Source organism: Saccharopolyspora sp. NPDC002376 (assembly GCF_053593195.1).
This window is the reverse complement of the sequence record NZ_JBSFBZ010000002.1, coordinates 193,890-218,048: the sequence shown is the minus strand read 5'-3', so window position 1 is coordinate 218,048 and position 24,159 is coordinate 193,890. Positions and strand designations below refer to the sequence as shown.

Annotated in this window: 25 protein-coding genes; 21 read left to right on the top strand and 4 right to left on the bottom strand. The window is 68.1% G+C overall.

Annotation, left to right across the window (positions count from 1 at the left end; genetic code table 11):
• The first annotated feature begins 95 nt into the window (after window positions 1-95).
• From pyrR to ACWCO2_RS02720, 8 genes are all read left to right on the top strand, one after another.
• Entirely contained in the window at window positions 96-686 is a 591-nt protein-coding gene (gene pyrR, locus ACWCO2_RS02755; RefSeq protein WP_450125965.1) for a bifunctional pyr operon transcriptional regulator/uracil phosphoribosyltransferase PyrR, read from the top strand.
• The gene (locus tag ACWCO2_RS02750; protein ID WP_450126016.1) at window positions 686-1,618 is read left to right on the top strand and encodes an aspartate carbamoyltransferase catalytic subunit; all 933 of its coding nucleotides are present in this window, start codon (window positions 686-688) and stop codon (window positions 1,616-1,618) included. The genes pyrR and ACWCO2_RS02750 overlap by 1 nt, the downstream gene beginning before the upstream one ends.
• The gene (locus ACWCO2_RS02745) at window positions 1,615-2,913 is read left to right on the top strand and encodes a dihydroorotase (protein ID WP_450125964.1); all 1,299 of its coding nucleotides are present in this window, start codon (window positions 1,615-1,617) and stop codon (window positions 2,911-2,913) included. The genes ACWCO2_RS02750 and ACWCO2_RS02745 overlap by 4 nt, the downstream gene beginning before the upstream one ends.
• Window positions 2,913-3,449, top strand: coding sequence for a PH-like domain-containing protein (locus tag ACWCO2_RS02740; protein ID WP_450125963.1), 537 nt, complete (start codon window positions 2,913-2,915; stop codon window positions 3,447-3,449). The genes ACWCO2_RS02745 and ACWCO2_RS02740 overlap by 1 nt, the downstream gene beginning before the upstream one ends.
• A 91-nt stretch (window positions 3,450-3,540) precedes the next feature.
• Window positions 3,541-4,662 (top strand): glutamine-hydrolyzing carbamoyl-phosphate synthase small subunit, encoded by a 1,122-nt coding sequence (carA, locus tag ACWCO2_RS02735; protein ID WP_450125962.1) that lies wholly within the window; start codon window positions 3,541-3,543, stop codon window positions 4,660-4,662.
• Window positions 4,662-7,982, top strand: a complete 3,321-nt coding sequence (carB, locus tag ACWCO2_RS02730; RefSeq protein WP_450125961.1) for a carbamoyl-phosphate synthase large subunit — start codon at window positions 4,662-4,664, stop codon at window positions 7,980-7,982. Before carA ends, carB begins: the two co-directional genes overlap by 1 nt.
• Window positions 7,979-8,827 carry an orotidine-5'-phosphate decarboxylase gene (pyrF, locus tag ACWCO2_RS02725; RefSeq protein WP_450125960.1) on the top strand — a complete coding sequence of 283 codons (849 nt, stop codon included), beginning with the start codon at window positions 7,979-7,981 and terminating at the stop codon, window positions 8,825-8,827. Before carB ends, pyrF begins: the two co-directional genes overlap by 4 nt.
• 211 nt (window positions 8,828-9,038) lie before the next feature.
• The gene (locus tag ACWCO2_RS02720) at window positions 9,039-9,722 is read left to right on the top strand and encodes a hypothetical protein (RefSeq protein ID WP_450125959.1); all 684 of its coding nucleotides are present in this window, start codon (window positions 9,039-9,041) and stop codon (window positions 9,720-9,722) included.
• A gap of 27 nt (window positions 9,723-9,749) precedes the next feature.
• On the opposite strand, the gene ACWCO2_RS02715 is transcribed toward ACWCO2_RS02720, so the two are convergent.
• Both ACWCO2_RS02715 and ACWCO2_RS02710 read right to left on the bottom strand, forming a co-directional pair.
• The gene (locus ACWCO2_RS02715; protein ID WP_450125958.1) at window positions 9,750-10,664 is read right to left on the bottom strand and encodes a serine/threonine-protein kinase; all 915 of its coding nucleotides are present in this window, start codon (window positions 10,662-10,664) and stop codon (window positions 9,750-9,752) included.
• A complete protein-coding gene (locus tag ACWCO2_RS02710; RefSeq protein WP_450125957.1) occupies window positions 10,661-12,517 on the bottom strand; it encodes an ABC transporter ATP-binding protein in 1,857 nt (618 codons plus the stop codon). The genes ACWCO2_RS02715 and ACWCO2_RS02710 overlap by 4 nt, the downstream gene beginning before the upstream one ends.
• Before the next feature lie 514 nt (window positions 12,518-13,031).
• On the opposite strand from ACWCO2_RS02710, the gene ACWCO2_RS02705 reads away from it, so the two are divergent.
• The 3 genes from ACWCO2_RS02705 (at window position 13,032) to ACWCO2_RS02695 (ending at window position 14,832) form a co-directional block, all read left to right on the top strand.
• Entirely contained in the window at window positions 13,032-13,184 is a 153-nt protein-coding gene (locus tag ACWCO2_RS02705; protein WP_450125956.1) for a hypothetical protein, read from the top strand.
• Between the two features lie 83 nt (window positions 13,185-13,267).
• The gene (locus tag ACWCO2_RS02700; protein WP_450125955.1) at window positions 13,268-14,332 is read left to right on the top strand and encodes a serine/threonine-protein kinase; all 1,065 of its coding nucleotides are present in this window, start codon (window positions 13,268-13,270) and stop codon (window positions 14,330-14,332) included.
• Window positions 14,329-14,832: a hypothetical protein gene (locus tag ACWCO2_RS02695; protein ID WP_450125954.1), complete on the top strand. Its 504-nt coding sequence runs from the start codon at window positions 14,329-14,331 to the stop codon at window positions 14,830-14,832. Before ACWCO2_RS02700 ends, ACWCO2_RS02695 begins: the two co-directional genes overlap by 4 nt.
• Window positions 14,833-15,021: 189 nt before the next feature.
• On the opposite strand, the gene ACWCO2_RS02690 is transcribed toward ACWCO2_RS02695, so the two are convergent.
• Window positions 15,022-15,939, bottom strand: a complete 918-nt coding sequence (locus tag ACWCO2_RS02690; RefSeq protein ID WP_450125953.1) for a hypothetical protein — start codon at window positions 15,937-15,939, stop codon at window positions 15,022-15,024.
• Window positions 15,940-15,956: 17 nt separating this feature from the next.
• Complete coding sequence (locus ACWCO2_RS02685; RefSeq protein WP_450125952.1) at window positions 15,957-16,172, bottom strand: hypothetical protein; 216 nt, start codon at window positions 16,170-16,172, stop codon at window positions 15,957-15,959.
• A gap of 202 nt (window positions 16,173-16,374) precedes the next feature.
• On the opposite strand from ACWCO2_RS02685, the gene ACWCO2_RS02680 reads away from it, so the two are divergent.
• From ACWCO2_RS02680 to coaBC, 10 genes are all read left to right on the top strand, one after another.
• Window positions 16,375-17,187: a helix-turn-helix domain-containing protein gene (locus ACWCO2_RS02680; RefSeq protein ID WP_450125951.1), complete on the top strand. Its 813-nt coding sequence runs from the start codon at window positions 16,375-16,377 to the stop codon at window positions 17,185-17,187.
• A 21-nt stretch (window positions 17,188-17,208) separates the two neighbouring features.
• Window positions 17,209-17,412, top strand: coding sequence for a DUF397 domain-containing protein (locus ACWCO2_RS02675; protein WP_450125950.1), 204 nt, complete (start codon window positions 17,209-17,211; stop codon window positions 17,410-17,412).
• 385 nt (window positions 17,413-17,797) lie between these two features.
• Window positions 17,798-18,277 (top strand): hypothetical protein, encoded by a 480-nt coding sequence (locus tag ACWCO2_RS02670; protein ID WP_450125949.1) that lies wholly within the window; start codon window positions 17,798-17,800, stop codon window positions 18,275-18,277.
• Complete coding sequence (locus tag ACWCO2_RS02665) at window positions 18,186-18,824, top strand: DUF3558 domain-containing protein (RefSeq protein ID WP_450125948.1); 639 nt, start codon at window positions 18,186-18,188, stop codon at window positions 18,822-18,824. The genes ACWCO2_RS02670 and ACWCO2_RS02665 overlap by 92 nt, the downstream gene beginning before the upstream one ends.
• A gap of 68 nt (window positions 18,825-18,892) precedes the next feature.
• Window positions 18,893-20,122, top strand: a complete 1,230-nt coding sequence (locus ACWCO2_RS02660; protein WP_450125947.1) for a hypothetical protein — start codon at window positions 18,893-18,895, stop codon at window positions 20,120-20,122.
• A gap of 77 nt (window positions 20,123-20,199) precedes the next feature.
• Window positions 20,200-20,973 carry an ESX secretion-associated protein EspG gene (locus ACWCO2_RS02655; protein WP_450125946.1) on the top strand — a complete coding sequence of 258 codons (774 nt, stop codon included), beginning with the start codon at window positions 20,200-20,202 and terminating at the stop codon, window positions 20,971-20,973.
• Between the two features lie 543 nt (window positions 20,974-21,516).
• Complete coding sequence (mihF, locus tag ACWCO2_RS02650; protein WP_450126015.1) at window positions 21,517-21,834, top strand: integration host factor, actinobacterial type; 318 nt, start codon at window positions 21,517-21,519, stop codon at window positions 21,832-21,834.
• On the top strand, window positions 21,831-22,433 hold the full coding sequence (gmk, locus tag ACWCO2_RS02645) for a guanylate kinase (protein ID WP_450125945.1): 603 nt from the start codon (window positions 21,831-21,833) through the stop codon (window positions 22,431-22,433). The genes mihF and gmk overlap by 4 nt, the downstream gene beginning before the upstream one ends.
• A gap of 120 nt (window positions 22,434-22,553) precedes the next feature.
• The gene (gene rpoZ, locus ACWCO2_RS02640) at window positions 22,554-22,847 is read left to right on the top strand and encodes a DNA-directed RNA polymerase subunit omega (protein ID WP_450125944.1); all 294 of its coding nucleotides are present in this window, start codon (window positions 22,554-22,556) and stop codon (window positions 22,845-22,847) included.
• Window positions 22,844-24,094, top strand: a complete 1,251-nt coding sequence (gene coaBC, locus ACWCO2_RS02635; RefSeq protein WP_450125943.1) for a bifunctional phosphopantothenoylcysteine decarboxylase/phosphopantothenate--cysteine ligase CoaBC — start codon at window positions 22,844-22,846, stop codon at window positions 24,092-24,094. The genes rpoZ and coaBC overlap by 4 nt, the downstream gene beginning before the upstream one ends.
• Window positions 24,095-24,159 lie beyond the last annotated feature (65 nt).

The window sequence follows — 24,159 nt, the reverse complement described above, 5'->3', positions numbered from 1 at the left end:
GCGGTTCACCCGAGTTCGCGCGACGGTGACTGCGGGGCAGGTCACACACCATCCTTTAAGGATCCGTCCAGAGAGGCGGAGAAGGAGGTCGCACCGTGGCGTCACGCCCACCGGCGGACGCGACGGACCCGGTCGGGCAGCGGGAGCTGCTTTCGACCGGTGACGTTGCGCGCACGATTGCCCGGATCGCTCACCAGGTCATCGAGAAGACCGCGCTGGACACCGGCAGCAGCGATGTCGTGCTGCTGGGGATCCCGACCAGGGGGACTTCGCTGGCGCGGCGGCTGGCCGCGAAGATCAGCGAGTTCAGCGGGGTGACCGTTCCCACCGGAACCCTGGACATCACGCTCTACCGGGACGACTTGCGCAAGCGCCCGAACCGCCCGCTGGAGCCCACCAATCTGCCCGCTGATGGCATCGACGGCGCGCTGGTCGTCCTCGTCGACGACGTACTGTTCTCCGGCCGCACCGTGCGAGCCGCGCTCGACGCCCTGCGCGACCAGGGCCGTCCCCGTGCCGTGCAGTTGGCCGTGCTGGTCGACCGCGGCCACCGCGAACTGCCCATCCGCGCCGACTACGTCGGCAAGAACATCCCCACCTCGCGCTCCGAGGGCGTCGCCGTGCACCTGGCGGAGACCGACGGCTCGGACTGCGTGGTGCTTCGGCGCGATGAGGAGAACGAGTGATGCGCCACCTGCTGTCCACCGAGGGCTTGGACGCGGCGACCGCGACCAGCGTCCTCGACACCGCCGACACGCTCAAGCGGACGCTGTTGGGGCGCGAGGTGAAGAAGCTGCCGACGTTGCGCGGGCGCACGGTGGTGTCTCTGTTCTACGAGAACTCCACACGCACCCGGGTTTCCTTCGAGGTCGCCGGCAAGTGGATGAGCGCCGACGTGATCAACGTCTCGGCCAGCAGCTCGTCGGTCAACAAGGGCGAGTCGCTGCGCGACACCGCGCTGACGCTGGCCGCCGCGGGCGCTGACTGCGTGATCATGCGGCACCCGGCCTCCGGTGCGGCGCACCGGCTGGCGGGCTGGCTCGACGAGGTCGGCACGCAGGTCGTCAACGCCGGCGATGGCATGCACGAGCACCCGACGCAGGCGCTGCTGGACGCCGCGACGCTGCGCGAGCGGCTGGGCGAGCTCAACGGCCGCCGCATCGCGATCGTCGGCGACCTGCTGCACAGCCGGGTCGCACGCTCCAACGTGCACCTGCTGCGCACCCTGGGCGCCGAGGTGGTGCTGGTCGCGCCGCCGACGCTGGTGCCCGCCGGTGTCGAGCACTGGGGCGCGGAGGTGCACCACGAGCTCGACCCGGAGCTGCCGAAGCTGGACGCGGTGATGATGCTGCGCGTCCAGGCCGAGCGGATGCACGGCGGGTTCTTCCCGTCGGCGCGCGAGTACTCCATCGCGTACGGGCTCAACCAGGCGCGGATGGACAAGCTGCCGGAGCACGCGGTCGTGCTGCACCCCGGTCCGATGCTGCGCGGCATGGAGATCGCTCCGGCCGTCGCCGATTCCCCGCGCGCTGCCATCACCCAGCAGGTCAGCAATGGCGTGCACGTGCGCATGGCGGTGCTCTACCACCTGCTGGCCGGAGAGGAGATCGGCGCATGAGCCGGTTGTTGTTGAAGGACGTCCGCCCCTACGGCGAGGGCGAACCGGTGGACGTGCTGGTCGACGGCGAGGTCATCGCCGAGATCGGCGCGAACCTGGAGGTCGACGCCGACGAGATCGTGCAGGCCGGTGGTGCGGTACTGCTGCCGGGCTTCGTTGACCTGCACACCCACCTGCGGGAGCCGGGCCGCGAGGACGCCGAGACCGTCGAGACCGGTTCGAGCGCTGCGGCGCTGGGCGGCTACACCGCGGTCTTCGCGATGGCCAACACCGATCCGGTCGCCGACAACGCGGTGATCGTCGAGCACGTGTGGCGGCGCGGTCGGGAGGTCGGCCTGGTCGACGTGCACCCGGTGGGTGCGGTGACGGTCGGGCTCAAGGGCGAGAAGCTCGCCGAGCTGGGCACCATGCGGCGTTCGGTCGCCGAGGTCCGGGTCTTCTCCGACGACGGCCACTGCGTGCACGACCCGCTGATCATGCGGCGCGCGCTGGAGTACACGAAGTCCTTCGGCGGTGTCGTCGCGCAGCACGCCGAGGAGCCGCGCCTGACTGCGGGTGCGCAGGCGCACGAGGGCGCGAACGCCGCGCGGCTGGGTCTGGCCGGCTGGCCCGCCCCGGCCGAGGAAGCGATCGTCGCGCGGGACTGCCTGCTCGCCGGGCACACCGGCGGCACGCTGCACGTCTGCCACGTCTCCACCTCGGGCACCGCGGACATCCTGCGCTGGTGGAAGACCCGCGAGACCGCCGGCCAGGTGTCGGCCGAGGTCACGCCACACCACCTGCTGCTGACCGACGACCGGCTCGAGACCTACGACCCGGTCAACAAGGTCAACCCGCCGCTGCGCACCGACGCCGATGTGCTGGCGCTGCGCCAGGCCCTGGCCGACGGCACCGTGGACTGCGTGGCCACCGACCACGCCCCGCACGCCGCGCAGGACAAGGACTGCGAGTGGTCCGCCGCCAAGCCCGGCATGCTCGGCCTGCAGACCGCGCTCGGCATCGTCGTGCAGACGATGGTGCGCTCGGGGCTGCTGGACTGGCGCGGGGTCGCGCGGGTGATGAGCGAGCGGCCCGCCGAGATCGGTGGACTGGCCGATCAGGGTCGTCCGGTCGAGGTTGGTGAGCCGGCCAACCTGGTGCTGGTCGACCCCGATGCCGAGTGGACCGTGCACGGTGCGGAACTGGCCAGCCTCGGGGAGAACTCGCCGTTCGACGGCATGCAGCTGCCCAGCCGGGTGGTCGCGACGATGCTGCGCGGACGGCTCACCGCGCACGAGGGCAAGGTGAGGCGCTGATGGAACGCTTCCTCTGGGTGCTCGGTATTGCCGTGATGATCGGCCTGGTGTTCTTCGGGATGTGGCGCGGCTGGCGCGGCCGGGCCCGCCGCCAGGCCGCTGAGCTGCCGGACTTCCCGACGCCGCCGAGCGAACCGGGCGAGGAGCTGCGGCCCGCCGCCACCGGCATGTACGTCGGCACCACGAAGGCCACCGACTGGCAGGACCGGATCGCGGTCGGCGACATCGGCCACCGCGCGAACGGCGCCGCGCACCTCCACGCCGCGGGTCTGCTGCTGAGCCGCGAAGGCGCCAGCGACCTGTGGATCCCGGCGGACTCCGTGGTGGACTGCCGCCTGGACCACAAGCTGGCCAACAAGGTGGTGCCCGGCGCGGGCCTGATCGTGGTGACCTGGCGCCTCGGCGAGGTGCTGCTGGACACCGGCTTCCGCGGTGACGACAAGGACGCGCAGACCGACTGGGTCGAGGCGATCCGCGGCCTGGCGCCCGCCGACGAGGAGCCCCGCGACGAGACGACCGGATCGGGCGCGAAATGACCGCGACCGACGTCAGGCGAGCGGCGGTTTCGCCGCACCACAACCCACGCAGGATCATCCGCGACTTCTCCGAGTCGTGGCAGGAGGAAAAATGAGCGACCACGTCCCGGCCGCGCTGGTGCTGGAGGACGGCCGGATCTTCCGCGGGGAGGCCTACGGCAAGGTGGGCCGCACCCTCGGTGAGGTCGTGTTCACCACCGGCATGACCGGCTACCAGGAGACCCTGACCGACCCCTCGTACCACCGGCAGATCGTGGTGCAGACCGCGCCGCAGATCGGCAACACCGGGTGGAACGACGAGGACGACGAGTCCGCGCAGATCTGGGTCGCCGGTTACGCCGTGCGCGACCCCGCGCGGCGGCCGTCGAACTGGCGCTCGCGCCGCTCCCTGGACGAGGAGCTGGAGCGCCAGGACATCGTCGGCATCGCCGGCATCGACACCCGCACCCTGACCCGGCACGTCCGCGAGTTGGGCGCGATGCGCGGCGGCATCTTCTCCGGCTCCGAGCTGGGCACCGACGACGAGATGATCGCCGCGGTCAAGGCCAGCGCCGAGATGGTCGGCGCTTCGCTGGCCGGTGACGTCACCACCGCCGAGCCGTACGTCGTGCCGGCGATCGGCGACAAGCGGTTCACGGTGGCCGCGCTGGACCTGGGCATCAAGTCCAACACCCCGCGGATGATGGCCGAGCGCGGCATCGAGGTGCACGTGCTGCCGCTGACGTCCACTTTGGACGAGGTGCTGTCGGTCAGCCCGGACGGACTGTTCCTGTCCAACGGCCCGGGCGACCCGGCCACCACCGACGCGCAGGTCGAGCTGACCCGCCAGGCGCTGGACCGCAAGCTGCCGCTGTTCGGCATCTGCTTCGGCAACCAGATCCTCGGTCGCGCGCTGGGCCGCGGCACCTACAAGCTGCAGTACGGCCACCGGGGCATCAACATCCCGGTCATCGACGCGGAGACCGGCAAGGTCGCGATCACCGCGCAGAACCACGGTTTCGCCGTCGAGGGCGAGCCGGGGGAGCGGTTCGACACCGACTTCGGCCGCGCGATGGTCAGCCACCACTGCGCCAACGACGGTGCGGTCGAGGGCCTGCGGCTGCTCGACGGCCCGGCGTTCAGCGTCCAGTACCACCCCGAAGCGGCGGCGGGCCCGCACGACGCCGCGCCGCTGTTCGACAAGTTCGTTGATCTGATGACGGAGACTCGCTGATGCCCAAGAGGACCGACATTAAGCACGTGCTCGTCATCGGTTCCGGGCCGATCGTGATCGGCCAGGCGTGCGAGTTCGACTACTCCGGTACCCAGGCCTGCCGGGTGCTGCGCGAGGAGGGCATCCGCGTTTCGCTGGTGAACTCCAACCCGGCGACGATCATGACCGACCCGGAGTTCGCCGACGCGACCTACATCGAGCCGATCACCCCGGAGTTCGTGGAGAAGGTGATCGCCGCCGAGCGGCCGGACGCGATCCTGGCCACGCTGGGCGGGCAGACTGCGCTGAACACCGCGATGGCCCTGGACGAGCTCGGCGTGCTGGAGAAGTACGGAGTGGAGCTGATCGGCGCGGACATCGAGGCGATCCAGCGCGGTGAGGACCGGCAGCGGTTCAAGGACATCGTGCGCACGATCGGCGGCGAGGTTCCCGAGTCCGCGGTGTGCAACTCGATGGAGGACGTGCGGGCGTTCGTCGCCGAGCGCGGCCTGCCGGTGGTCATCCGGCCCAGCTTCACCATGGGCGGCCTGGGTTCGGGCATGGCGCACACCGAGGAGGAGCTGGAGCGGATGGCCTCCCTCGGGCTGTCCGAGTCGCCGGTGCACGAGGTGCTGATCGAGGAGAGCGTCCTCGGTTGGAAGGAGTACGAGCTCGAGCTGATGCGCGACCACGCGGACAACGTGGTTGTCATCTGCTCGATCGAGAACATCGACGCGATGGGCGTGCACACCGGTGACTCGGTCACGGTGGCGCCGTCGATGACGCTGACCGACCGCGAGTACCAGCACATGCGCGACGTGGGCATCGCGGTGCTGCGCGAGGTCGGGGTCGACACCGGTGGCTGCAACATCCAGTTCGCCATCCACCCGGAGACCGGCCGGATGGTCGTCATCGAGATGAATCCGCGGGTGTCGCGGTCCTCGGCGCTGGCGTCGAAGGCGACCGGTTTCCCGATCGCCAAGATCGCCGCGAAGCTGGCGGTGGGCTACACGCTCGACGAGATCCGCAACGACATCACCGGCGAGACCCCGGCGAGCTTCGAGCCGACGCTGGACTACGTCGTGGTGAAGGTGCCGCGGTTCGCCTTCGAGAAGTTCCCGGGTGCAGACCAGGAACTGACCACCACCATGAAGAGCGTCGGCGAGGCGATGGCCGTGGGCCGCAGCTTCTCCGAAGCGCTGGGCAAGGCCCTGCGTGCCATGGAGACCAAGGCGGTCGGGTTCTGGACCAAGGCCGACCCCGCGGACGCAACCCTCGAGTCCACTGTGGAGCAACTGCGCATCCCGCACGACGGCCGCCTCTACACGGTCGAGCGTGCGCTGCGACTGGGCGCTTCGGTGGAGCAGGTGTGCGAGGCCTCGGGCATCGACCCGTGGTTCGTCGACCAGATCCTGGCGTGGGTCGAGCTGCGCGCCGAGCTGGTCAAGGCCCCGGTGCTGGACGCGGCGCTGCTGCGCCGGGCCAAGCGCGCCGGGCTGTCGGACGCCCAGATCGCTGCGCTGCGGCCGGAACTGGCCGGTGAGGACGGGGTTCGCGCGCTGCGGCACCGGCTGGGCGTGCGACCGGTGTACAAGACGGTGGACACCTGCGCGGCCGAGTTCGCCGCCCGGACGCCGTACCACTACTCGGCCTACGAGTCCGACCCGGCGGCCGAGTCGGAGGTCGCCGAGCAGCGCGAGAAGCCGAAGGTGATCATCCTCGGCTCGGGTCCGAACCGCATCGGCCAGGGCATCGAGTTCGACTACTCCTGCGTGCATGCCGCGATGGCGCTGCGGGAGGCCGGGTACGAGACCGTGATGGTCAACTGCAACCCGGAGACCGTCTCCACCGACTACGACACCTCGGACCGGCTGTACTTCGAGCCGCTGACCTTCGAGGACGTCCTGGAGGTCGTGCACTCCGAGCAGCAGTCCGGCACCGTGGCGGGCGTGATCGTGCAGCTCGGCGGGCAGACCCCGCTGGGCCTGGCGAAGCGGCTGGCTGAGGCCGGGGTGCCGATCGTGGGCACGCCGCCGGAGGCGATTCACCTCGCCGAGGACCGCGGCGCGTTCGGCGACGTGCTGGCCGGGGCGGGCCTGCCCGCGCCGCGCTACGGCACCGCGACGTCGTTCCAGGGGGCCAAGCGGATCGCCGACGAGATCGGCTACCCGGTGCTGGTGCGACCGTCCTATGTGCTCGGTGGTCGAGGCATGGAGATCGTCTACGACGAGGCGTCGCTGGAGAACTACATCGCCCGCGCCACCGAGGTCACCCCGGAACACCCGGTGCTGGTGGACAACTTCCTCGACGACGCCATCGAGATCGACGTGGACGCGCTGTGCGACGGCACCGACGTCTACCTCGGCGGCGTGATGGAGCACATCGAGGAGGCCGGCATCCACTCCGGCGACTCGGCGTGCGCCCTGCCCCCAATCACGTTGGGGCGTCAGGACATCGAGATGGTGCGACAGTCCACTGAGGCCATTGCGCGCGGCATCGGTGTGCACGGCCTGCTGAACGTGCAGTACGCGCTCAAGGACGACGTGCTCTACGTCCTTGAGGCCAACCCGCGCGCCTCGCGGACCGTGCCGTTCGTGTCGAAGGCGACGGCTGCACCGCTGGCCAAGGCCGCCGCGCGGATCATGCTCGGCGCCAAGATCGCGGACCTGCGCGCGGAGGGCCTGCTCCCCGCCGAGGGTGACGGCGCGGAACTGCCGATCGACGCGCCGGTGGCGGTCAAGGAAGCCGTGCTGCCGTTCCACCGGTTCCGCACCCGCGAGGGCGTCGGCGTGGACTCGTTGCTCGGGCCGGAGATGAAGTCGACCGGCGAGGTCATGGGCATCGACGTCTCGTTCGGGACGGCCTTCGCCAAGTCCCAGGCCGGTGCCTACGGTTCGCTGCCGACCTCCGGCAAGGTGTTCGTCTCGGTGGCCAACAAGGACAAGCGGTCCCTGGTGTTCCCGGTCAAGCGCCTGGCGGACCTGGGCTTCGAGATCCTGGCGACGACCGGCACTTCGGAGGTGCTGCGGCGCAACGGGATTCCGTCCACAGTGGTCCCGAAGCACACCGAGAAGTCGGACGCGGAGCGCGACATCGTCGAGCTGATCAAGGCCGGCGAGGTCGACATGGTGATCAACACCCCGTACGGCAACCCGGGCCCGCGCGTTGACGGCTACGAGATCCGCACCGCGGCGGTCTCCCGCGACATCCCGTGCATCACCACGGTGCAGGGCGCGGCAGCCGCGGTGCAGGGCATCGAAGCCGGTATCCAGGGCAACATCGGGGTCCGGCCGCTGCAGGCGCTGCAGGCGGCGCTGCGGCAGGACGGTGAACAGCGATGACCGGCCAGCTGCGGGCGAGCTTCGGCCGACGGCTGGCCGACTCGGTGCGGGCGCGCGGTCCGCTGTGCGTGGGCATCGACCCGCACCCGTCGCTGCTGATGGCCTGGGACCTCGACGAGTCGCCCCAGTCGCTGGAGCGGTTCGCGATGACCGCGGTGGAGGCGCTGGCCGGTGAGGTCGCGCTGCTCAAGCCGCAGTCGGCGTTCTTCGAGGTCTACGGTTCGGCCGGGATCGCTGTGCTGGAGAAGGTGATCCGCGAGTCGCAGCAGGCCGGTGCGCTGGTGCTGCTGGACGTCAAGCGCGGTGACATCGGCTCCACCATGACGGCCTACTCGATGGCCTACCTGGACGAGCACTCCCCGCTGGCGGCGGACGCGATCACGGTCTCGCCGTACCTCGGCTACGGCTCGCTGGCCCCGGCCATCGGCCTGGCCGAGCAGACCGGTCGCGGCGTGTTCGTGCTGGCCCGCACCTCCAACCCGGAGGGCGCGGGACTCCAGCAGTCGATCCACGGCAGCGGCGACTCGGTCGCCCAGTACGTCGTGGACTCGGCGGCGGAGACCAACCGCGACGCGGACCCGATGGGCCACGTCGGGGTCGTCGCGGGCGCCACGATCCACCCCGGTGAGCTGGACTTCTCCCGGCTCAACGGCCCGATCCTGGCGCCCGGCCTGGGTGCCCAGGGCGCCACGGTGCAGACCCTGCGCGAGGTCTTCGGCGAGGCCCTGCCGAACGTCCTGCCGGCGACGTCCCGCGACGTCCTCCGCCACGGCCCGACGGTCGACTCCCTGCGCACGGCGGCCCACCGGGTCCGCGACGACGTAGCCGACCTCTTCCGAGGCTGATCCACCCGGGTGAAGGGCACCTTTGACCGACTTACTCCGGATCCACCGGTGTTGTGTTGGGGTTTGTGCCGGTGGGGGTCGTGTCGTGGTGGGGCAGATGCCCTCTGGCCTGGGATGATTGTTCTTGCGACAGAAACAATGGTCCCGAGGTGGGAGGGCATCTGCTGGATGCAAGCATCGCATAGTGCTGGCGCGGTGTCGGTGAGGTTCGATGATCTTTCAGCGCCTGCTCACCGACGGCTGGTGCGCTCCCGGCGAGCAGCTCATCTTCCTCGTGGGTGGCGAGCACAAGCCGGGCTGGTTCGGCGCGACGCTCGGGAACACCCGGCAGGTTCCGTACCTTCCGCAGCAGGACGACGGTCTGCAGCCGCCGTGGCCGTTGGTGAACCCCCGCCTTTCGGCGGGTGAGCTCATGGCGGACGAATGGGTGCACGACCCGGCCGTTTGGGGCTGGTTCCACACCGACAGCCCGATGCGGGCAGCCGCGCAATGCGGCGACGCGCTGAGCCGCGGGAAGCACTTCTCCTGGCTGGCCTGCAGCAACCGCCGGCTGGCGGTGGTCGTGGAGTCGGATGCGCGCGTCGAGGCCGTTCAGAAGGCCGCCGAACAGCAGAAACCGGCGGTGGAATCTTCCGGGATGCTGGGCGGCTTGTTCGGCAAGGCCAAGGCGTCGAAGGACAGCGGCCAGCGGCAGCCGCCCGCCCCGGCCGGCCCGATCGAAACCTGGTGGGAAATACCGATCGGGCAAGTCGGCCGATTCACCTCGGCTGAGCGTGGCAGGGGGATCGAACCCGTGGAGTTCTTCGCGATCCAGTTCGGGGACAACTCGACCCTGGAGTTCCGCCTGATCAACGCCCCGGATCTGGTCGAAACCGTCTACCTGAACCTCCGTTGACGCCGAGCTGAGGACGCCCCGGAGGACTCACGGTGTTTCGGTCGGCACCGGATCGGCCACTGTGGACAGTGCTTCGCCGAGTTCGGCGAGCGTCGGGCGCTGTTGCGGATCTTGGCGCAGGCACTCGTCGATCGCGGTCGCCATCGCGCGGGGCAGCCGTCGGTGGGTTCGGATCGGGGGTGCCGGGTGGGTGAGCTGCGGGCACCGCTTCGCAAATGACGACCACGACTCGAAGTACCCCGCGGTGCTGAAGGCTCCGGAATCGAACGGATGGGATCCGGCTGCCGCCCCGTAGAGGACCAGGCCGACTCCCCAGACGTCGGTTTCCGGACCCAGCGTTCCGCCGCGGATCTGCTCGGGTGCCATAGCGCATGGCGTTCCGGCTCTGGTGCTGCTGGGACCGGGCTTGCGCGAGAGGTTGAGATCGATGACGCGCGCCCGGCCGGCGTCCGCGATGATGTTGCCCGGGTTCAGGTCGAGGTGCAGGTAACCGCGGTCGTGCATGTACAGCATCGCGGAGCACAGGTGCAGGCCCAGGTGGGCCAGTTCGCGGGCGGTGAGCCGACGGCTCCGCGTGTCGAGCAGGCCCGAAAGCGTCATCCCGGGCAGGGTTTCCATCACCAGCACCGGACCGTGCTCCCCGGCGACGACGTCGTACGCCCGGACGATGTGCGGGTGGGAGAACGACAGCAGCAGGCGGCCCTCGAACTCCAAGCTGTTCCGGACGCCCTCGTGATGGGCCCGGTCCGGGCGCACGGTTTTGATGAAGCACCGGCAGTACCGCTCCTCGCTCCACGCGTCGTACGTGTCGAGTTCCCGTCCCCGGCGCATGTGCTGGATGACCCGGTAACCTGGTGCGATTTCGTGGCCCGGCGGATGCGGTTCCGGTGCGGAATCCGTCGGCGCGGGCGCGGCCACGGGCGCGGTGCTGAGTGCGGTCATGCTGTCTCCCGTTCGGTAACTGGAGTGGTGTGATTGCGTTCGTGCAGCCGGTAGAGCTCGGCGTAGCCGCCGTTGCGGTCCACCAGCTCGGAGTGCGTGCCGGCTTCGGCGATCCGGCCTTGATCGAGCAGCAGGATCTGGTCCGCGTCCCGGACGGTGATCAGGTTGTGGGACACGACGATCGTGGTGCGGCCCGCCATCAGCCGGCGCAGCGGCGCGAGCACGCGTTCGGTCGCAGCCGCGTCGAGGCCGACCGTCGGTTCGTCGAGCAGCAGGATCGGGGCGTCGCGGATCATCGCGCGGGCAATGGCGATCCGCTGCCGCTGCCCGCCGGAGAGCAGCCGCCCGTGGGGGCCGACCCTGGTCTCGTAACCGTCGGGCAGCGCGGTGATGAAATCGTGCGCGTCGGCGTCGCGGGCCGCGCGCACGATCTCGTCGTCGGTGGCGTCCGGCTTCCCCCAGAGGATGTTGTTCCGGACGCTCGTGTCGAGCGCGAGGACGTCTTGGAGCACCACCGCGACGTTGTGGCGCACCGATTTCTGCTGCATCGAGCGGAGATCCGCGCCGTCGAGGGTGATCGCGCCGGAGTCCGGGTCGTAGAAGCGCAGCAGGAGCTTTCCGGCCGTGGACTTGCCCGATCCGCTGCCTCCGACCAGGGCGATCGTCTGACCGGGCGCGGCGGTGAAGCTGATGCCGTGCACCGCGTCGCGCTCCGCGTTCGGGTACCGGAAGGTGACGTCGTCGAAGGTGACCACGCCGCGAGCGCGGTTCAGCTGGCGCGGCCGGACGGGGTCGCGCACGGTCGGCTGCTGGTCGAGCAGCTCGATGACGCGTTCGGCGCTCGCAGCGGCCGCGAAGATGGTGTTGCTGAGCTGGCCGAATCCGCGCACCGGTCCGTAGAGCTGGCTGAGGAAGCCGAGGAACACCAGCAGGCCGCCCAGGGAGATCGAGTTCTGGATCAGCTGCCAGGTGCCCAGCCCCACGATGATCAGCACGCCGCCCAGCTCCAGCAGTTGGACCAGTGGCGAGAACAGCGCACGAAGTCTGGTGGCGACCAGTTCCGCGGCGAAGCTGCCGAGGTTCTCGCGGTGCAAGCGGTCGGTTTCGGAGTTCTCCCGCCCGTACGCCTTCACCAGCGCGGCGTTGTTCAGGCTCTCTTCCGCGACTGAGCTGATCGACCCGGTGCGCTGCCGCTTTTCGCGCGACGCCGCTTTGATCCGGCGCGAGAAGTACCGCGCGGCCAGCCAGAACGCCGGAATGGTCACCAGGGACACGACGGCCAGCTGCCAGCTCAGCACGAACAGCGCCCCGGTGAACAGCACGATCTTGAACGCGTAGGACAGCGTCTGGGTGAGCCCGGACAGCACCAGGTTCTCGATCGCGGCGAGGTCGCCGGTGATCCGGGACAGGGTGTCGCCGACCTTTCGTCGTTCCAGGAATTCCACGGAGAGCTCGTGGAGGTGCCGGAACAGGTCGGTGCGCAGATCCAGCAGGAACCGCTCGGCCAACCAGGTGGACAGGTACCGGTCGCTGAACGAGACGAGCCCCGAGAACAGCGTGACGCCGACGTAGGCGGCAGCGAGCCCGATGAAGACGCTGAAATCGCGCGGAACCAGGACCTTGTCGACGAGGATCTTGAAGAACCAGATCGTGACGGTGTCCAGGATCGGCGCGATCAGGATCAGCGCCACCACCACCCACAGCCATCCGCGGTAGGGGCGCACGTACGGCCAGAAGCGGCGGAAGATCTCGCGGACGCTGACCGGAGGCGCCGCTTCCGGCGCTTCTCCGGGGTCGCTCGTGCCGACCCCGAACAGGTAGCGGATTCTGGAGAAGAAGTTGATGTTAGTCATAGCTCTGGGCATTCAGCGGCGGCAGCTGTCGCGAGATGCGGCAGCTGCCGCCGCCGAACGATCTAGTTGTTACCAGAACCCGTTACAGCCGCTGAAGAACCGGCGACTGCAGAAGCGCTTGCTGAAGCAACGGCCGCTGAAGCCGCCGAACCCACCCCAAGCCGGTGCAAGTCCTGTGAAAACCATGCCATCTCCTCGTGTGTCGTGATTTCTCATCGTGAAGGGCCCAACCCCCCGGATAACGCTTGTCGGACAAGAGTTTTGGACCCGTATCTGGGCTTTCCGGTACACAGGGTGGCCAAACGCCCAGCCGTCAGATTTTTTCGCTGCGACACCGGATGATGTCGATTCCTGCCGGATCCGAATCAGCGGTTGTGCCAGGCTGCGGCAGCGCGCCCCAGTCGATCGACGCGCAGATGCGCGAGCAGCTGCTCGCGCACGTGGACGCGGTGAAGTCCGCGGCGCAGAACAAGGACCGACCCGCTGCGGAGACGGCGCTTCGGTGCTGATCCGCATGGAGAACAAGGTTGCGGCGGAGTCCGTGGTGGCGGCGGGCAACGCGATCTTCAACCGCCGAGGAATCGGCCGACTGGGGGAGCAGGCCTACCGCATTTGCCTGGTATCCAGACCCGCGCCCACCACGGCCGTCAACCTGCTCACGCAGTAGGCGCTGTCACCTGGTCGTCTCGCAGGCCCGTAGGCCGGTTCGGCTAATGTCGGTTCCGGGAGCGCAAGGGACCGGAGGGGCTGATGGGTGAGGCACCTCTGCTGGGTGGGCGGTACCGGCTCGGTGCCCGCATCGGCAGTGGCGGGATGGCCGACGTGCACCGGGCGATGGACACCCGGTTGCAGCGGGTCGTGGCCGCGAAGGTGTTCCGCTCCGGTGCTGACGCCGCAGGTCGGGAGCGTTTCGCCGAGGAGGCGCGGACTCTCGCCGGGCTCAGCCACCCGGGCCTGGTCACGGTGCACGACTTCAGCTCCGACCCCGACGAGCTCTTCCTGATCATGGAACTGGTCGAGGGCCGCACCCTCGCCGACGAGATCCGCACCGCTGCGCTCCCGCCGCAGCGCGTCGCCGAGATCGGCTCCCGGCTGGCCGACGTGCTCGCCCACGTGCACGGCAACGGCATCCTGCACCGCGACGTCAAACCCTCCAACGTGCTGATCGTCGGCGACGACAGCGTCTACCTGGCCGACTTCGGCATCTCGCGGCTGGCCGCCGCGGCCGGGCGCATCACCGGCTCCGGCGTGCTCATCGGCACCGCCACCTACATGTCCCCGGAGCAGGTCAGCGGCGACGAGGTCGGTTTCCCCGCGGACGTCTACGCGCTGGGCCTGGTGCTGCTGGAGAGCGCGACCGGCAAGGTCGAATACCCCGGTTCTGGTGCGGAGAGCGCGGTGGCGCGGCTGGTCCGGGCCCCGGAGGTCCCGCTGGAGCTGCCCAGCGGCCTGCACCGTGCCCTGTTGGCGATGACCGCGACCGATCCGGCCAAGCGTCCGAGCGCAGGGGAGTGCGCGGACCTGCTGGCGGGGCGGTCGGCCGAGGTCATCCCGCGCGTCCAAGCCGAGGTGCCGCAGACCGAGGTGCCGCAGACCGAGGCGCCGCAGACCGAGGTGCTGCCGAAGCCGCGCCGAAACCTGAAGCCATGGCTGATCAGCGGCGCCGGATTCTTGGTGCTGCTGGCGGCGTTGATCGTGTACCTCGCCCTGCCCCCAGCCCCGGATCCGCCAGCCCTGCCGCCGGTGTCCGGCCCGCCCGGCGTGGAGCGGCTGCCGGAAGACCTCGCGAACCTGGAGGGACTGATCCGGGAATGAAACGGCTTCTGCTGCCAGTCTTGCTGCTGGCGCTCACCGGTTGCAGCAGTGCGCCTGAGGGGATGGGCGCGCAGATCCGCGAGCAGCTGCTCGGACGCGTCGACGACGTGAAAACCGCTGCGGAGAGCCAAGATCGGTCTGCCGCGGAGGCGGCGCTCGGCGAGTTGCACCGGGCGATCGCCGAAGCCCAGGCGCGCGGCGAACTCGCCACGGAAGCCGCCCGCACGCTGCTCGCCGCGACCGAGCGGGTCGCCGAGGACGTCCGCACCATGCCGCTGCCGGAACCGCCGGCTCCCGTCACCGTGACGGTGACCCCGGATCCGCCGGTCGTCCCCGAGCCGCCGGTGGTGGAGGAGGACCGCGTCGAGCAGCGCCAGGAGCGGTTCGATGAGCGGGCCAGGAAGCTGCAGGAACTCCGCCAGTACTGGAAGGAGAACCGCAAGGAGTGGCAGAAGGTCCAGGAGAACCGCGGCAACAACAACGGCAACGAGGACAACTGAACGGGAACGTTCCCGGTCGGTCAACAACGCAACGGGCTGCACCCTGGTGCTGGACGCAGCGGACACCGGCTCCCTCCGGGTAACGGCCCTGGTCCGCCACGGAGCCCCGATCGAAGTCGGCAGCAGCTGCGACGCAGCAACCAAAGTCGCAGAAGAAGCCCTGAAAACCCTTCCTTCGGCGTAAGTACTTCAGCGTACGTCGGGAGCCCAGGACAGGGCCCACGGCGTGGTGTCGGCCAGGGGATCAGCGGGGAGCTCAGGCGGGCGGACGTACTCGACGCGCGTCACGGCGTCGGGTTTCGGACCACCGTCGCTCGGGCGGAACGCCTGCCGGAACATGTATGCGGGCAGCAGGCTTTCCGGATCGAGGTAGTAGACGATGTCCGCACCTGCACTGGTGTTGTCCGCCGTCGGGAATGGGTGCTCCATCACGTTCGGGCCGACTTTCTGGAACGCCCAGATCAAATGCTGCATGTCCCAACGACGTCCCTCGTCGTCCGGCAGTGCCCGCGCGCGCACCGGTAGCCGGAGGTGGGTCGCCCCGTTGACCTCGACCAGGCTTGGCCTTTCGGCGACGAGGAAGCGCCAGGACTCCTTGTTCAGCTGGCTGATCATCGCAGCGGCCTGATCGGCGGTGAGCCCTGCAGGGATGATCCCGTCACCCAGGAACGGTCGGTATGGTCGGCACAGCGGACTGCTCCCCGGACTCCAGGTCTGCCGTGAAGGGCTGTAGTCGTGCTCAACGCCATCGATGCACTTGCCCCACAACGTGCTCCTCCCTCGCCAGTGCTCGATGGAGGCGCCGACGTAGCGCCGGGTGCGGAAGTCGTAGATCTCGTCTTGCACCTTGACCATGCGTCGTTGGGCAGCCAGGTCCGGAGAGTCGAAATATTCTCGCCTGGTGTGCAGGACCGGCTGTTGGGCTTGCCGGTGGAACATCTCCCAGAACAAGGCGTTCGGATCGACCTGGTCGATGTTGGCCGGAGTGACCGATCCGTCGAAGGCAGGCCGAGTTTCGACGGGCCGCACACGGCTCGGCGTAGTTGGTGACGCGCAAGCGATAGCGGTCACCGCGAGCACGCAGGCGGCGAGCAGGATTCGTTTCATCTTTCAGCCGTCCTCGTTCATTCCTGGCCGCAGAGGGCTTCGACGACGTCGCGGGCGTCGGCGTTGAAGGCGAGGTCGAGGAAGTAGAGCTTGTCGGCGAGGTCGGTCAGCTGGGCGCGGCTCACCACGACCCCCGTGTCACCTTGTCTGATCGCGACCTCGTCGCGGACCAGCAGTGCGACGACGACTTCGTCCCGTCGTTCGTCGCCGGGAATGTGCCAGCGAGCGCACATGTTTCGTCCCTCCACATCGGATGTTCGCTTGCTAGAAGGACTATCCGGAGTTCCCGAGCGGGCACGCAACGATTCTTTCGGGTGACTGGGGTTACTTGACCAGCTGGCAACCAGTGATGGTGATCGGGGGGAGCTCAGATCGATTCCGAAACGGGGAGAACGCATGAACGGACGAGCAGGAGTCCCGGTCCGGGTGCGGAGGGTGTCAAGCGAACTGCGCGAGCTGAGACTCCGAAGCGGCCTAGCCGCAGAAGAAGTAGCCGGCGCACTCGGCTTTTCGATGAGCAAGCTCAGCCGGATCGAGAACGGCCAGCGCGGGTTGTACGCGGACGACGTGGCCGCGCTGCTCGGCCTGTATCGCGTACCGACTGAGCGCCGCGAAACGCTGCTGACGCTCGTACGCACAGCGTCCAGTCCGAACTGGTGGCAAGTCCAGGACGGCCGCTTGCCAGCGATGTGGGAGGACGTGATCCGCTTCGAGAAAGAGGCTGTAGCGCTCTACAACTACGAAACTATGCTCATCCCTGGCTTGTTGCAGACATCGGAGTACGCAACTGCAATCGTTCAGGGTACTGACCCGGACCTGAACCTCGCAGAGGTCGACACGCTGGTCACCGCTCGCATGGGTCGGCAGACGCTGTTGAACCGGCCGACAGCGCCCATGCTTGAAGTGCTCATCGAGCAGAGCATCCTGGAGCGCCCGGCTGGGGGTTCGGGAGTGATGTTCCGCCAACTCCGCCACTTGGTCAGCGCGACGAGTCAGGACAACGTGACGCTTCGCGTGCTGCCCGCCGAGCTCGGTGTACATCCAGGGATGGCAGGACCGTTCGTCATCCTCGACTTCGAGAAGCACCCCAGCCTGGTCTACCTCGAGAACCGGGGTAGCAGCGCATTTCTCGAAGAACCTGAGCACGTGGCTGCTGCGAAGGAAGCGCTTGAGGCCTTGCAGAACATGGCGCTGTCGGTCAAGGATTCAGTCGACCTCATCAACAGCATCGCCGATCGGTTGGTGTGAAGACCGGCAAGGAGCAGCGCAGTGACCTCACTGGATCTCTCGGCGCTTCGCTGGCGCAAGAGCAGTCGAAGCAGCAACTACGGCAACTGCGTCGAGGTCGCGTTCAGCGGATCAGCTGTCGCGGCGCGTGATTCCAAGGATCCTGATGGTGGCCAGCTGGTGTTAGGTGCGGCGACCTGGGCTTCCTTCCTTGAAGGCCTCCGGCTCGGACGGTTCGACGGGTAGGCGATCGATACGGGAAACGGCATCCGGGCGGTCCTGCCCGGATGCCGCTTTTTGTTGATTGATCAACCTTGAACGCTGGCAAGTGGGCCGGTCTACTTGCCAGCTTCGGCGGATATGAGTGCCCGTTTTCTCTGGCTGACCGGGGCTTCTGACGTGGTGTTTTCGACTTAGCGGAAGCAAGCTGGATGGTTGTATCCCATAGCTGACCTGCGTAGACTCCGAAACCCTTGCGTCGTCTACCGAGGTCAAAATCACTCGGATGTCGCAATGTTCTTTGGTCAACCCCACCTCGAAATGACTCTACGGGCGTTAAAGTTTGCCCCGGTGGCAACCTGAAGGCCGTCGCTGGACCCCGCGACGGCTGGCGAACGAGGGGAGTTCGACTGTGTCCGAGGGGGATGGCGGCACGTACCAGTCTGTCGACCAGCGCCAGGTCGACGCAATGCGGGCGATGCCCGGCCCGGCTGGGGCTCTCGGCGGCATGGTGAACATCATGACGCGGGCTGCGGACAATGCGGCGCTGGCTTCGGCGCAGGCTGCGGGCGGTTCGATGCTCGTCGACCCGGACCAGGTGGACAAGCTCGCCCAGTTCTTCAAGGGTGAGGCGGAGGAGCTTCGCGCACGTCAGTCGGAGAACTACGTGCTTGCTTCCGTGGAGCCGCCAGGTTCGGATCCTGTCAGCACTCAAGCTGCAGAAAAATACGGATCGGTTGCCTCCGGGAATCCGGAGGCGTATCTGGACAACTACCTGAAGCTTGCCGATCTGTTTGACGATGTTGCGTCGAGGCTCCAGAAGGGCGCGCAGCAGAACCGGATTGATGATCAGAATGCGGCCGATGGCATGCGGGGAGGAAATCTTGCGTAAGGGACTCGCGTTGGGCGCAGTTCTGGCGAGTTTGTTCTTGGCGGGTTGCGGAGGAGGCGCGGATGAGACGCGCCCCACCGAGGAGCAGACTGCGGCGCCTGAGACGTCAGCATCGTCTCAGTCTGGACGCACGTCTCCTGCGAAGTCGCTTGATCTGGCGGACCAGTGCGCGATCATCGCTGGCGATCAGGCCAAGCAGCTTGGTGCTGATCAGGAGCCACGTGCCGTTGAGTCCAACGGGATCCCTGGGTGTCGGTACAATATGGGTGCCTCCGGCGGAGGATTCATGGTCTTCGTCGGTGTCGACAAGTCTAAGACGATGCAGCAGTTTGCGGATGCTCGTAAGTCGAGCGTGGAGATGACTGACATCTCTGGTTACCCCACTGCGCAGCTCGGTACGAATAAGACGAACTGCACACTTTCTTTGGATGTTGCTGATAAGGGTTCGTTGTTCGTGAACGGGCTGGTCTCGTCTGGTGATCCAAACCCGTGCGAACTTTCCAAGCGGTTCGCTGAAGCCGCTCTGCAGAATCTTCCTGGTGCGTGAGGGGGCAGGGGATGACCGACGTCAGACATATCGAACCTTCTGATTTCGAAGGCGCGAGCCTCGAGGATATGCGCGGTTGGGTCGAGGGCGGTAACGCGAACGGCCTCTACGACACCTCGCAGGTTTGGCAAGGCGAAGACCGGTACCTCCGGGAGCTGAAGACTCGCATCGAGGACAAGCTGAAGGAAGCTGGGGCCTTCATGCAGTCCGAGTCTGGCGAGGCCATGCAGAATCAGGCCGTGCCCGTTGCTCTTTGGACTGAAGTGGCTGCTGACAACGCGCTTGCACAGTCGGAACTGATGTACCAGCAGGGCGAAGCCTTTGCGAAGGTGCAGTCTTCGATTCCGGGCAAGGGTGAAGAGCAGCAAGCCCCGGACAGCAACTGGTTCAAAGACCAGTGGGACAGCCTGGTGAACGGCCAGACCGATGCCGAGGCTGCCAAGGAGCACAACGAGAAGCTGAGGCAGGACGCCGTCCAAGCCTTTCAGGCCTACGACAACACATCACAGAGCACTGTCGCTGGGAATGCCCAGTTCACGCCGCCTCCTGACAACGGTATGAACGTCGCTGTTGCTGGTTCGCAGCACACCAATGTTGGTGGTGTGCCGCAGGTTTCCGGGAATCCGTCGGGGACGAACAGCCAGTGGGCTGGCGGCGGTGGCACTGGCGGTTACGGCGGTGGGTACAGCTCGACCGGTCCGGCCGGTTACGGCGGCACTGGTGGCACCGGTGGTCCTGGCTCTGGCGGTCCTGGTGGCGGCGGCTTCAACAGCACGAATCCGGTGTGGCAGCAGCCTGGTTCGGGCGGTCCCGGCCAGACCGGTGGGCCTGGTCAGTCGGGCGGTCCGGGTGGCGGGCGCGTGCCTTTTCCGGGCGTCGGTGGTCCCGGGATGATCGGCGGTCCTGGTGGCGGCGGAAGCGGCTCTGGCGCTGGTGGCCGGGGCACGGGTGCTGGCGGAGCCGGTGGCTCTGGCCGCGGTGGGCTCGGCGCAGGTGGCGCCAGTGGCCGTGGCGCCGGGTCTGGTCCTGGCGCTGGGGGTCGTGCCGGCATCGGTGGGCCTGGTGGCTCCGGAACTGGTTCCGGTTCCGGCTCCGGCTCTGGTTCCGGTGCTGCGGGTGGCCGCGGTGGTGTTGGCGGTGCCGGTGGTGCCGCTGGTGGGCGTCCGCAGGGCAAGCAGGGCGAGGAGGACCAGGAGCACGAGACTCCTGACTACCTCAAGGGTGACCACGGGTTCTTCGACGACGACCTGCCGAAGGTCGCGCCCCCGGTGTTCGGGGACTGGAACTCGCAGCAGTAAGTAGTCCGCAACGAAGCAGTCGATCGCGTGGGCGGCATCGCTCGGTGCCGCCCACGCAGCGGTCTGGGGAGAATTCCGTGAAGTTCGAACTGTCGAAGCAGGCCTTCCACGAGGCGTGGAAGCACTTCAACCTGGGGACCAAGCCGATCGTGCTCAACGTCCTGCCGGAGGGGATCCTGGAGTCCGAGCGCCGCGAAGTCGTGCGCCGGGCCTGGGACGAGCTGCACCGGCTCGGATTCGGCAACGAGATGCGCGAAGACGACATCTGCGGCGTTTTCCTGCCGCTGCAGCGCTACGAGCGAGCCTTCGACATCACCTTCGGCGAGCGCACCTCCGACGGCGAGCGCAAGACGACCGGAATGGTCGCCAACGTCCGCAACAACGCCACGCTCGCCGTCCTGAACGAGGAATCCGTTCGCTTGCAAGCACTTCCCGCGGACTCCATGGTCCGAGCCCTCCTCAGCGTCCTCCCGAACGACCTGAAAGCCGGACAGGGACGCGGAGTATCGCTGCGCAGCGCAGCGATGGCGGAAGCGGCCAAGAACGCAGGAAACTCCGACCGCGCGATGGCGGACGGCCTCGCCCGCCAAGGCGTCAAGCGAGACGACGCCCGCCAGCTCGTCGAGATGGCCGGCGGCGAGCGAACCGCGTGGGCCCAGTTCGGCGCATCGATGATCGACGGCCAGGGCAAGCGCCACCGAGCCCCGATGGTGACGAACTTCTTCGCCACCCCCAAGGGCTGGTACATGATTGAAACCAACAACCGAGGCGCGGAACCCTGGACCACGGTCGCCCCGATCGACAAACAACGAATGGCCTCCCGAGTCCAAGACCTCATGAAGACCCTCTAACCCCGGCCCGCCGAGGAGCTCCCAAATTTCCCTAAATTTGGGAGCCCTTCCATGCCTGCCTCAGCCCGACGACGAGCCCGTGTCCCGAGCCTCAGCCGTGCGGTCCCGGCTCTTGATGTTGGTGGGGCGGGAGTTTCGTGCGCCGGGTTTCGGGACCGGTGTCGCGGTGGTCGGGCGGTGGAGGCTGGATCGAGGCGGAACTTCCGCGTTGCGGAAACTTCGCGGAGGTTGCAGAGGCCTTGATCACTTTGCGGACGAGGGGCATTTCACCCCGGCTTGACCTGCGAGGACGGCACCGGCATGGCTCAACTGCCCGGAAATCGGACAGATTTGATGAATTTTGCCGAGATTAGTGCACTTCAGCGGCTTTGTTGGTAGTACTTGCAGCGGCGCCCTGCTCGTGCACGCCTCGTACGAGCAGGCCTGGTGGCGGGCCTAGCTGAATCAGGTTCACGAAAACCGGACCCAAGTGGAACCCGGTCGAGCCGACTCGGTACCGTTCGCCGCACCGATCAAGAGAAACCCCACATCACGGAGGACATGGTGGCCCTTCCCCAGCTGACCGAGGAGCAGCGGGCAGCAGCTCTGGAAAAGGCGGCTGCCGCCCGTCGCGCCCGAGCGGAGCTCAAGGAGCGCCTCAAGCGAGGCGGAACCACGCTGGCGGAGGTCCTGGACGCCGCCGACAACAACGAGGTCCTGGGCAAGATGAAGGTCTCCGCCCTGCTCGAGGCTCTTCCCGGCGTTGGCAAGGTCCGCGCCCAGCAGATCATGGAGCGGCTGGAGATCGCCAACAGCCGTCGTCTGCGCGGACTGGGTGAGCGGCAGCGCAAGGCGCTGCTCTCCGAGTTCAGCGCCGAGTGATCGACGCAAAAACCGGCGCTGAGCCGAGGACCGTCCGTCAGGGCGAGCCTCGGCTCACCGTCGTTTCCGGCCCTTCCGGCGTCGGCAAGTCCAGCGTCCTCAGCGAGGTTCGCAGGCGGGCGCCGGAGATCTACTTCAGCGTTTCCGCCACCACCCGCGCGCCCCGCGCCGGGGAGGTCGACGGCGAGCACTACCACTTCGTCGACACCGCCGAGTTCGAGCGGATGATCGCCGACGGCGAGATGCTCGAGCACGCCCGCTACGCGGGCAACTTCTACGGCACCCCGCGCAAGCCCGTCGAGGAAGCCCTCGCGGCCGGGCGGCCGGCGGTGCTGGAGATCGAACTACAGGGTGCCCGCCAGGTCCGCCAGGCAATGCCGGAGGCGCAGCTGGTCATGCTGCTGCCCCCGTCCTGGGAGGTGCTGGTGGACCGGCTCACCGGTCGCGGCACCGAACCAGCTGAGGTCGTCGAGCACCGGTTGACGACCGCGCGCGAGGAACTGGCCGCCGAATCGGAGTTCGACGCCAGCGTGGTCAACGCCGACGTGCAGGCCGCGACCAGCGAATTGCTACGATTAATACTTGGCCGCGAACTGTGACGAGCCAGCGGTGAGCAGCACCGGAGTTCGGTCGACCGAAGTCCGGCACCCCGCGGTCCGCATCGCCGCCCCAAGGCAACGGCACAACGCCGCCGTACACGAGGAGCAGGAGCCACTTACGTGAGCACCCCTAGCGCGCTGGCTGCGCTCAACAGCAGCCCGTCCACCAACACCGCAGAAGGCATCACCTACCCGCCGATCGACGACCTGCTCGAGCAGGTCAGCTCGAAGTACGCGCTGGCGATCTACTCCGCGAAGCGCGCGCGGCAGATCAACGACTACTACGCCCAGCTCGGCGAGGGCCTGCTGGAGTACGTCGGTCCGCTGGTCGAGCCGGGCCCGCGCGAGAAGCCGCTGTCGATCGCGCTCCGCGAGATCCACGCCGGCGTGCTCGAGCACACCGAAGGCGAGTGACCCAACACCGCGCCGAGGATCGCCCGCGGGTGGTCCTCGGCGTCAGCGGTGGCATCGCCGCCTACAAGGCGTGCGAGGTGCTGCGGCGGTTGACCGAGTCCGGGCACAGCGTCCGAGTGGTCCCGACCGAGGCCGCGCTGAACTTCGTCGGCGCGGCGACCTTCGAGGCGCTGTCCGGGCAGCCGGTGCGCACCGGTGTGTTCAGCGACGTCCACGAGGTCCAGCACGTGCGCCTTGGGCAGGAAGCCGACCTGGTCGTAGTCGCCCCCGCCACCGCTGACCTGCTGGCCCGCGCCGCGCACGGGCAGGCCGACGACCTGCTCACCTCGACGCTGCTGACCGCCCGGTGCCCGGTGCTGATGGTCCCGGCGATGCACACCGAGATGTGGGAGCACCCGGCCACCCAGCACAACGTGGCGCTGCTGCGCAGCCGCGGCGTGGTCGTCGCGGAGCCGGACAGCGGCCGGTTGACCGGCAAGGACACCGGCAAGGGCCGACTGCCCGACCCGGCCGAGATCGTCGACCTGGCCCGCCTGCTGCTCGCCGAGCCCGTAGCGCTGCCGCGCGATCTCGAAGGCCACCGCGTGGTGATCTCCGCCGGTGGCACCCGCGAGCCGTTGGACCCGGTGCGCTACCTGGGTAACCGCTCGTCCGGCCGACAGGGGTACGCGCTGGCCCGCGTGGCCGCGCACCGCGGTGCGGACGTGACGCTGGTCGCCGCGCACACCGCTGACTTGGTGGATCCCGCCGGGGTCCGGGTGATCAAGGTGGGCACCGCGGAGGAACTGCGGTCGGTGATGCTTGCCGAGGCCGACGGCGCGGACGCCGTGGTGATGGCCGCCGCCGTGGCCGACTTCCGCCCGGCGAAGCTCGTCGAGCACAAGATCAAGAAGTCCGGTCAGGATCCGGAGCCGCTGGCTCTGACCCAGAACCCGGACGTCCTCGCCGAGCTGGTCGAAGCGCGCGCCGCGGGCAAGCTGTCCGCGTCGCTGATCGCGGGGTTCGCCGCCGAGACCGGCGATACGACCACCTCGGTCCTCGACCACGGCCGCGCCAAGTTGGCCCGCAAGGGCTGCGACCTGCTCGTGGTCAACGCCGTCGGGGACGGCAAGGCCTTCGAGGTCGAGGACAACGCCGGTTGGCTGCTGGCCAGCGACGGCACCGAGCAGCCCATCCCGTTCGGCGCGAAATCCAGGCTGGCGTCCACGTTGTGGGATGCTGTGACCGGGCAGCTGCGCCGCAAGTAGGGTGGCTGCGCACGTCAACCACCATGCGGTGGGTTTTGCAAGCACTTCAGGGAGAGTCGTGAGTC

What these genes read in the sequence shown, in the direction of transcription:
- ACWCO2_RS02710 (WP_450125957.1), bottom strand. Translation starts at nt 12,517, where the DNA reads ATGACTAACATCAACTTCTTCTCCAGAATCCGCTACCTGTTCGGGGTC.
- ACWCO2_RS02740 (WP_450125963.1), top strand. Translation starts at nt 2,913, where the DNA reads ATGGAACGCTTCCTCTGGGTGCTCGGTATTGCCGTGATGATCGGCCTG.
- carB (WP_450125961.1), top strand. Translation starts at nt 4,662, where the DNA reads ATGCCCAAGAGGACCGACATTAAGCACGTGCTCGTCATCGGTTCCGGG.
- ACWCO2_RS02660 (WP_450125947.1), top strand. Translation starts at nt 18,893, where the DNA reads ATGCGCGGTTGGGTCGAGGGCGGTAACGCGAACGGCCTCTACGACACC.
- ACWCO2_RS02750 (WP_450126016.1), top strand. Translation starts at nt 686, where the DNA reads ATGCGCCACCTGCTGTCCACCGAGGGCTTGGACGCGGCGACCGCGACC.
- ACWCO2_RS02700 (WP_450125955.1), top strand. Translation starts at nt 13,268, where the DNA reads ATGGGTGAGGCACCTCTGCTGGGTGGGCGGTACCGGCTCGGTGCCCGC.
- carA (WP_450125962.1), top strand. Translation starts at nt 3,541, where the DNA reads ATGAGCGACCACGTCCCGGCCGCGCTGGTGCTGGAGGACGGCCGGATC.
- ACWCO2_RS02720 (WP_450125959.1), top strand. Translation starts at nt 9,039, where the DNA reads ATGATCTTTCAGCGCCTGCTCACCGACGGCTGGTGCGCTCCCGGCGAG.
- ACWCO2_RS02705 (WP_450125956.1), top strand. Translation starts at nt 13,032, where the DNA reads ATGGAGAACAAGGTTGCGGCGGAGTCCGTGGTGGCGGCGGGCAACGCG.
- ACWCO2_RS02715 (WP_450125958.1), bottom strand. Translation starts at nt 10,664, where the DNA reads ATGACCGCACTCAGCACCGCGCCCGTGGCCGCGCCCGCGCCGACGGAT.
- ACWCO2_RS02665 (WP_450125948.1), top strand. Translation starts at nt 18,186, where the DNA reads ATGTTGCGTCGAGGCTCCAGAAGGGCGCGCAGCAGAACCGGATTGATG.
- ACWCO2_RS02690 (WP_450125953.1), bottom strand. Translation starts at nt 15,939, where the DNA reads ATGAAACGAATCCTGCTCGCCGCCTGCGTGCTCGCGGTGACCGCTATC.
- ACWCO2_RS02745 (WP_450125964.1), top strand. Translation starts at nt 1,615, where the DNA reads ATGAGCCGGTTGTTGTTGAAGGACGTCCGCCCCTACGGCGAGGGCGAA.
- pyrF (WP_450125960.1), top strand. Translation starts at nt 7,979, where the DNA reads ATGACCGGCCAGCTGCGGGCGAGCTTCGGCCGACGGCTGGCCGACTCG.
- ACWCO2_RS02695 (WP_450125954.1), top strand. Translation starts at nt 14,329, where the DNA reads ATGAAACGGCTTCTGCTGCCAGTCTTGCTGCTGGCGCTCACCGGTTGC.
- ACWCO2_RS02685 (WP_450125952.1), bottom strand. Translation starts at nt 16,172, where the DNA reads ATGTGCGCTCGCTGGCACATTCCCGGCGACGAACGACGGGACGAAGTC.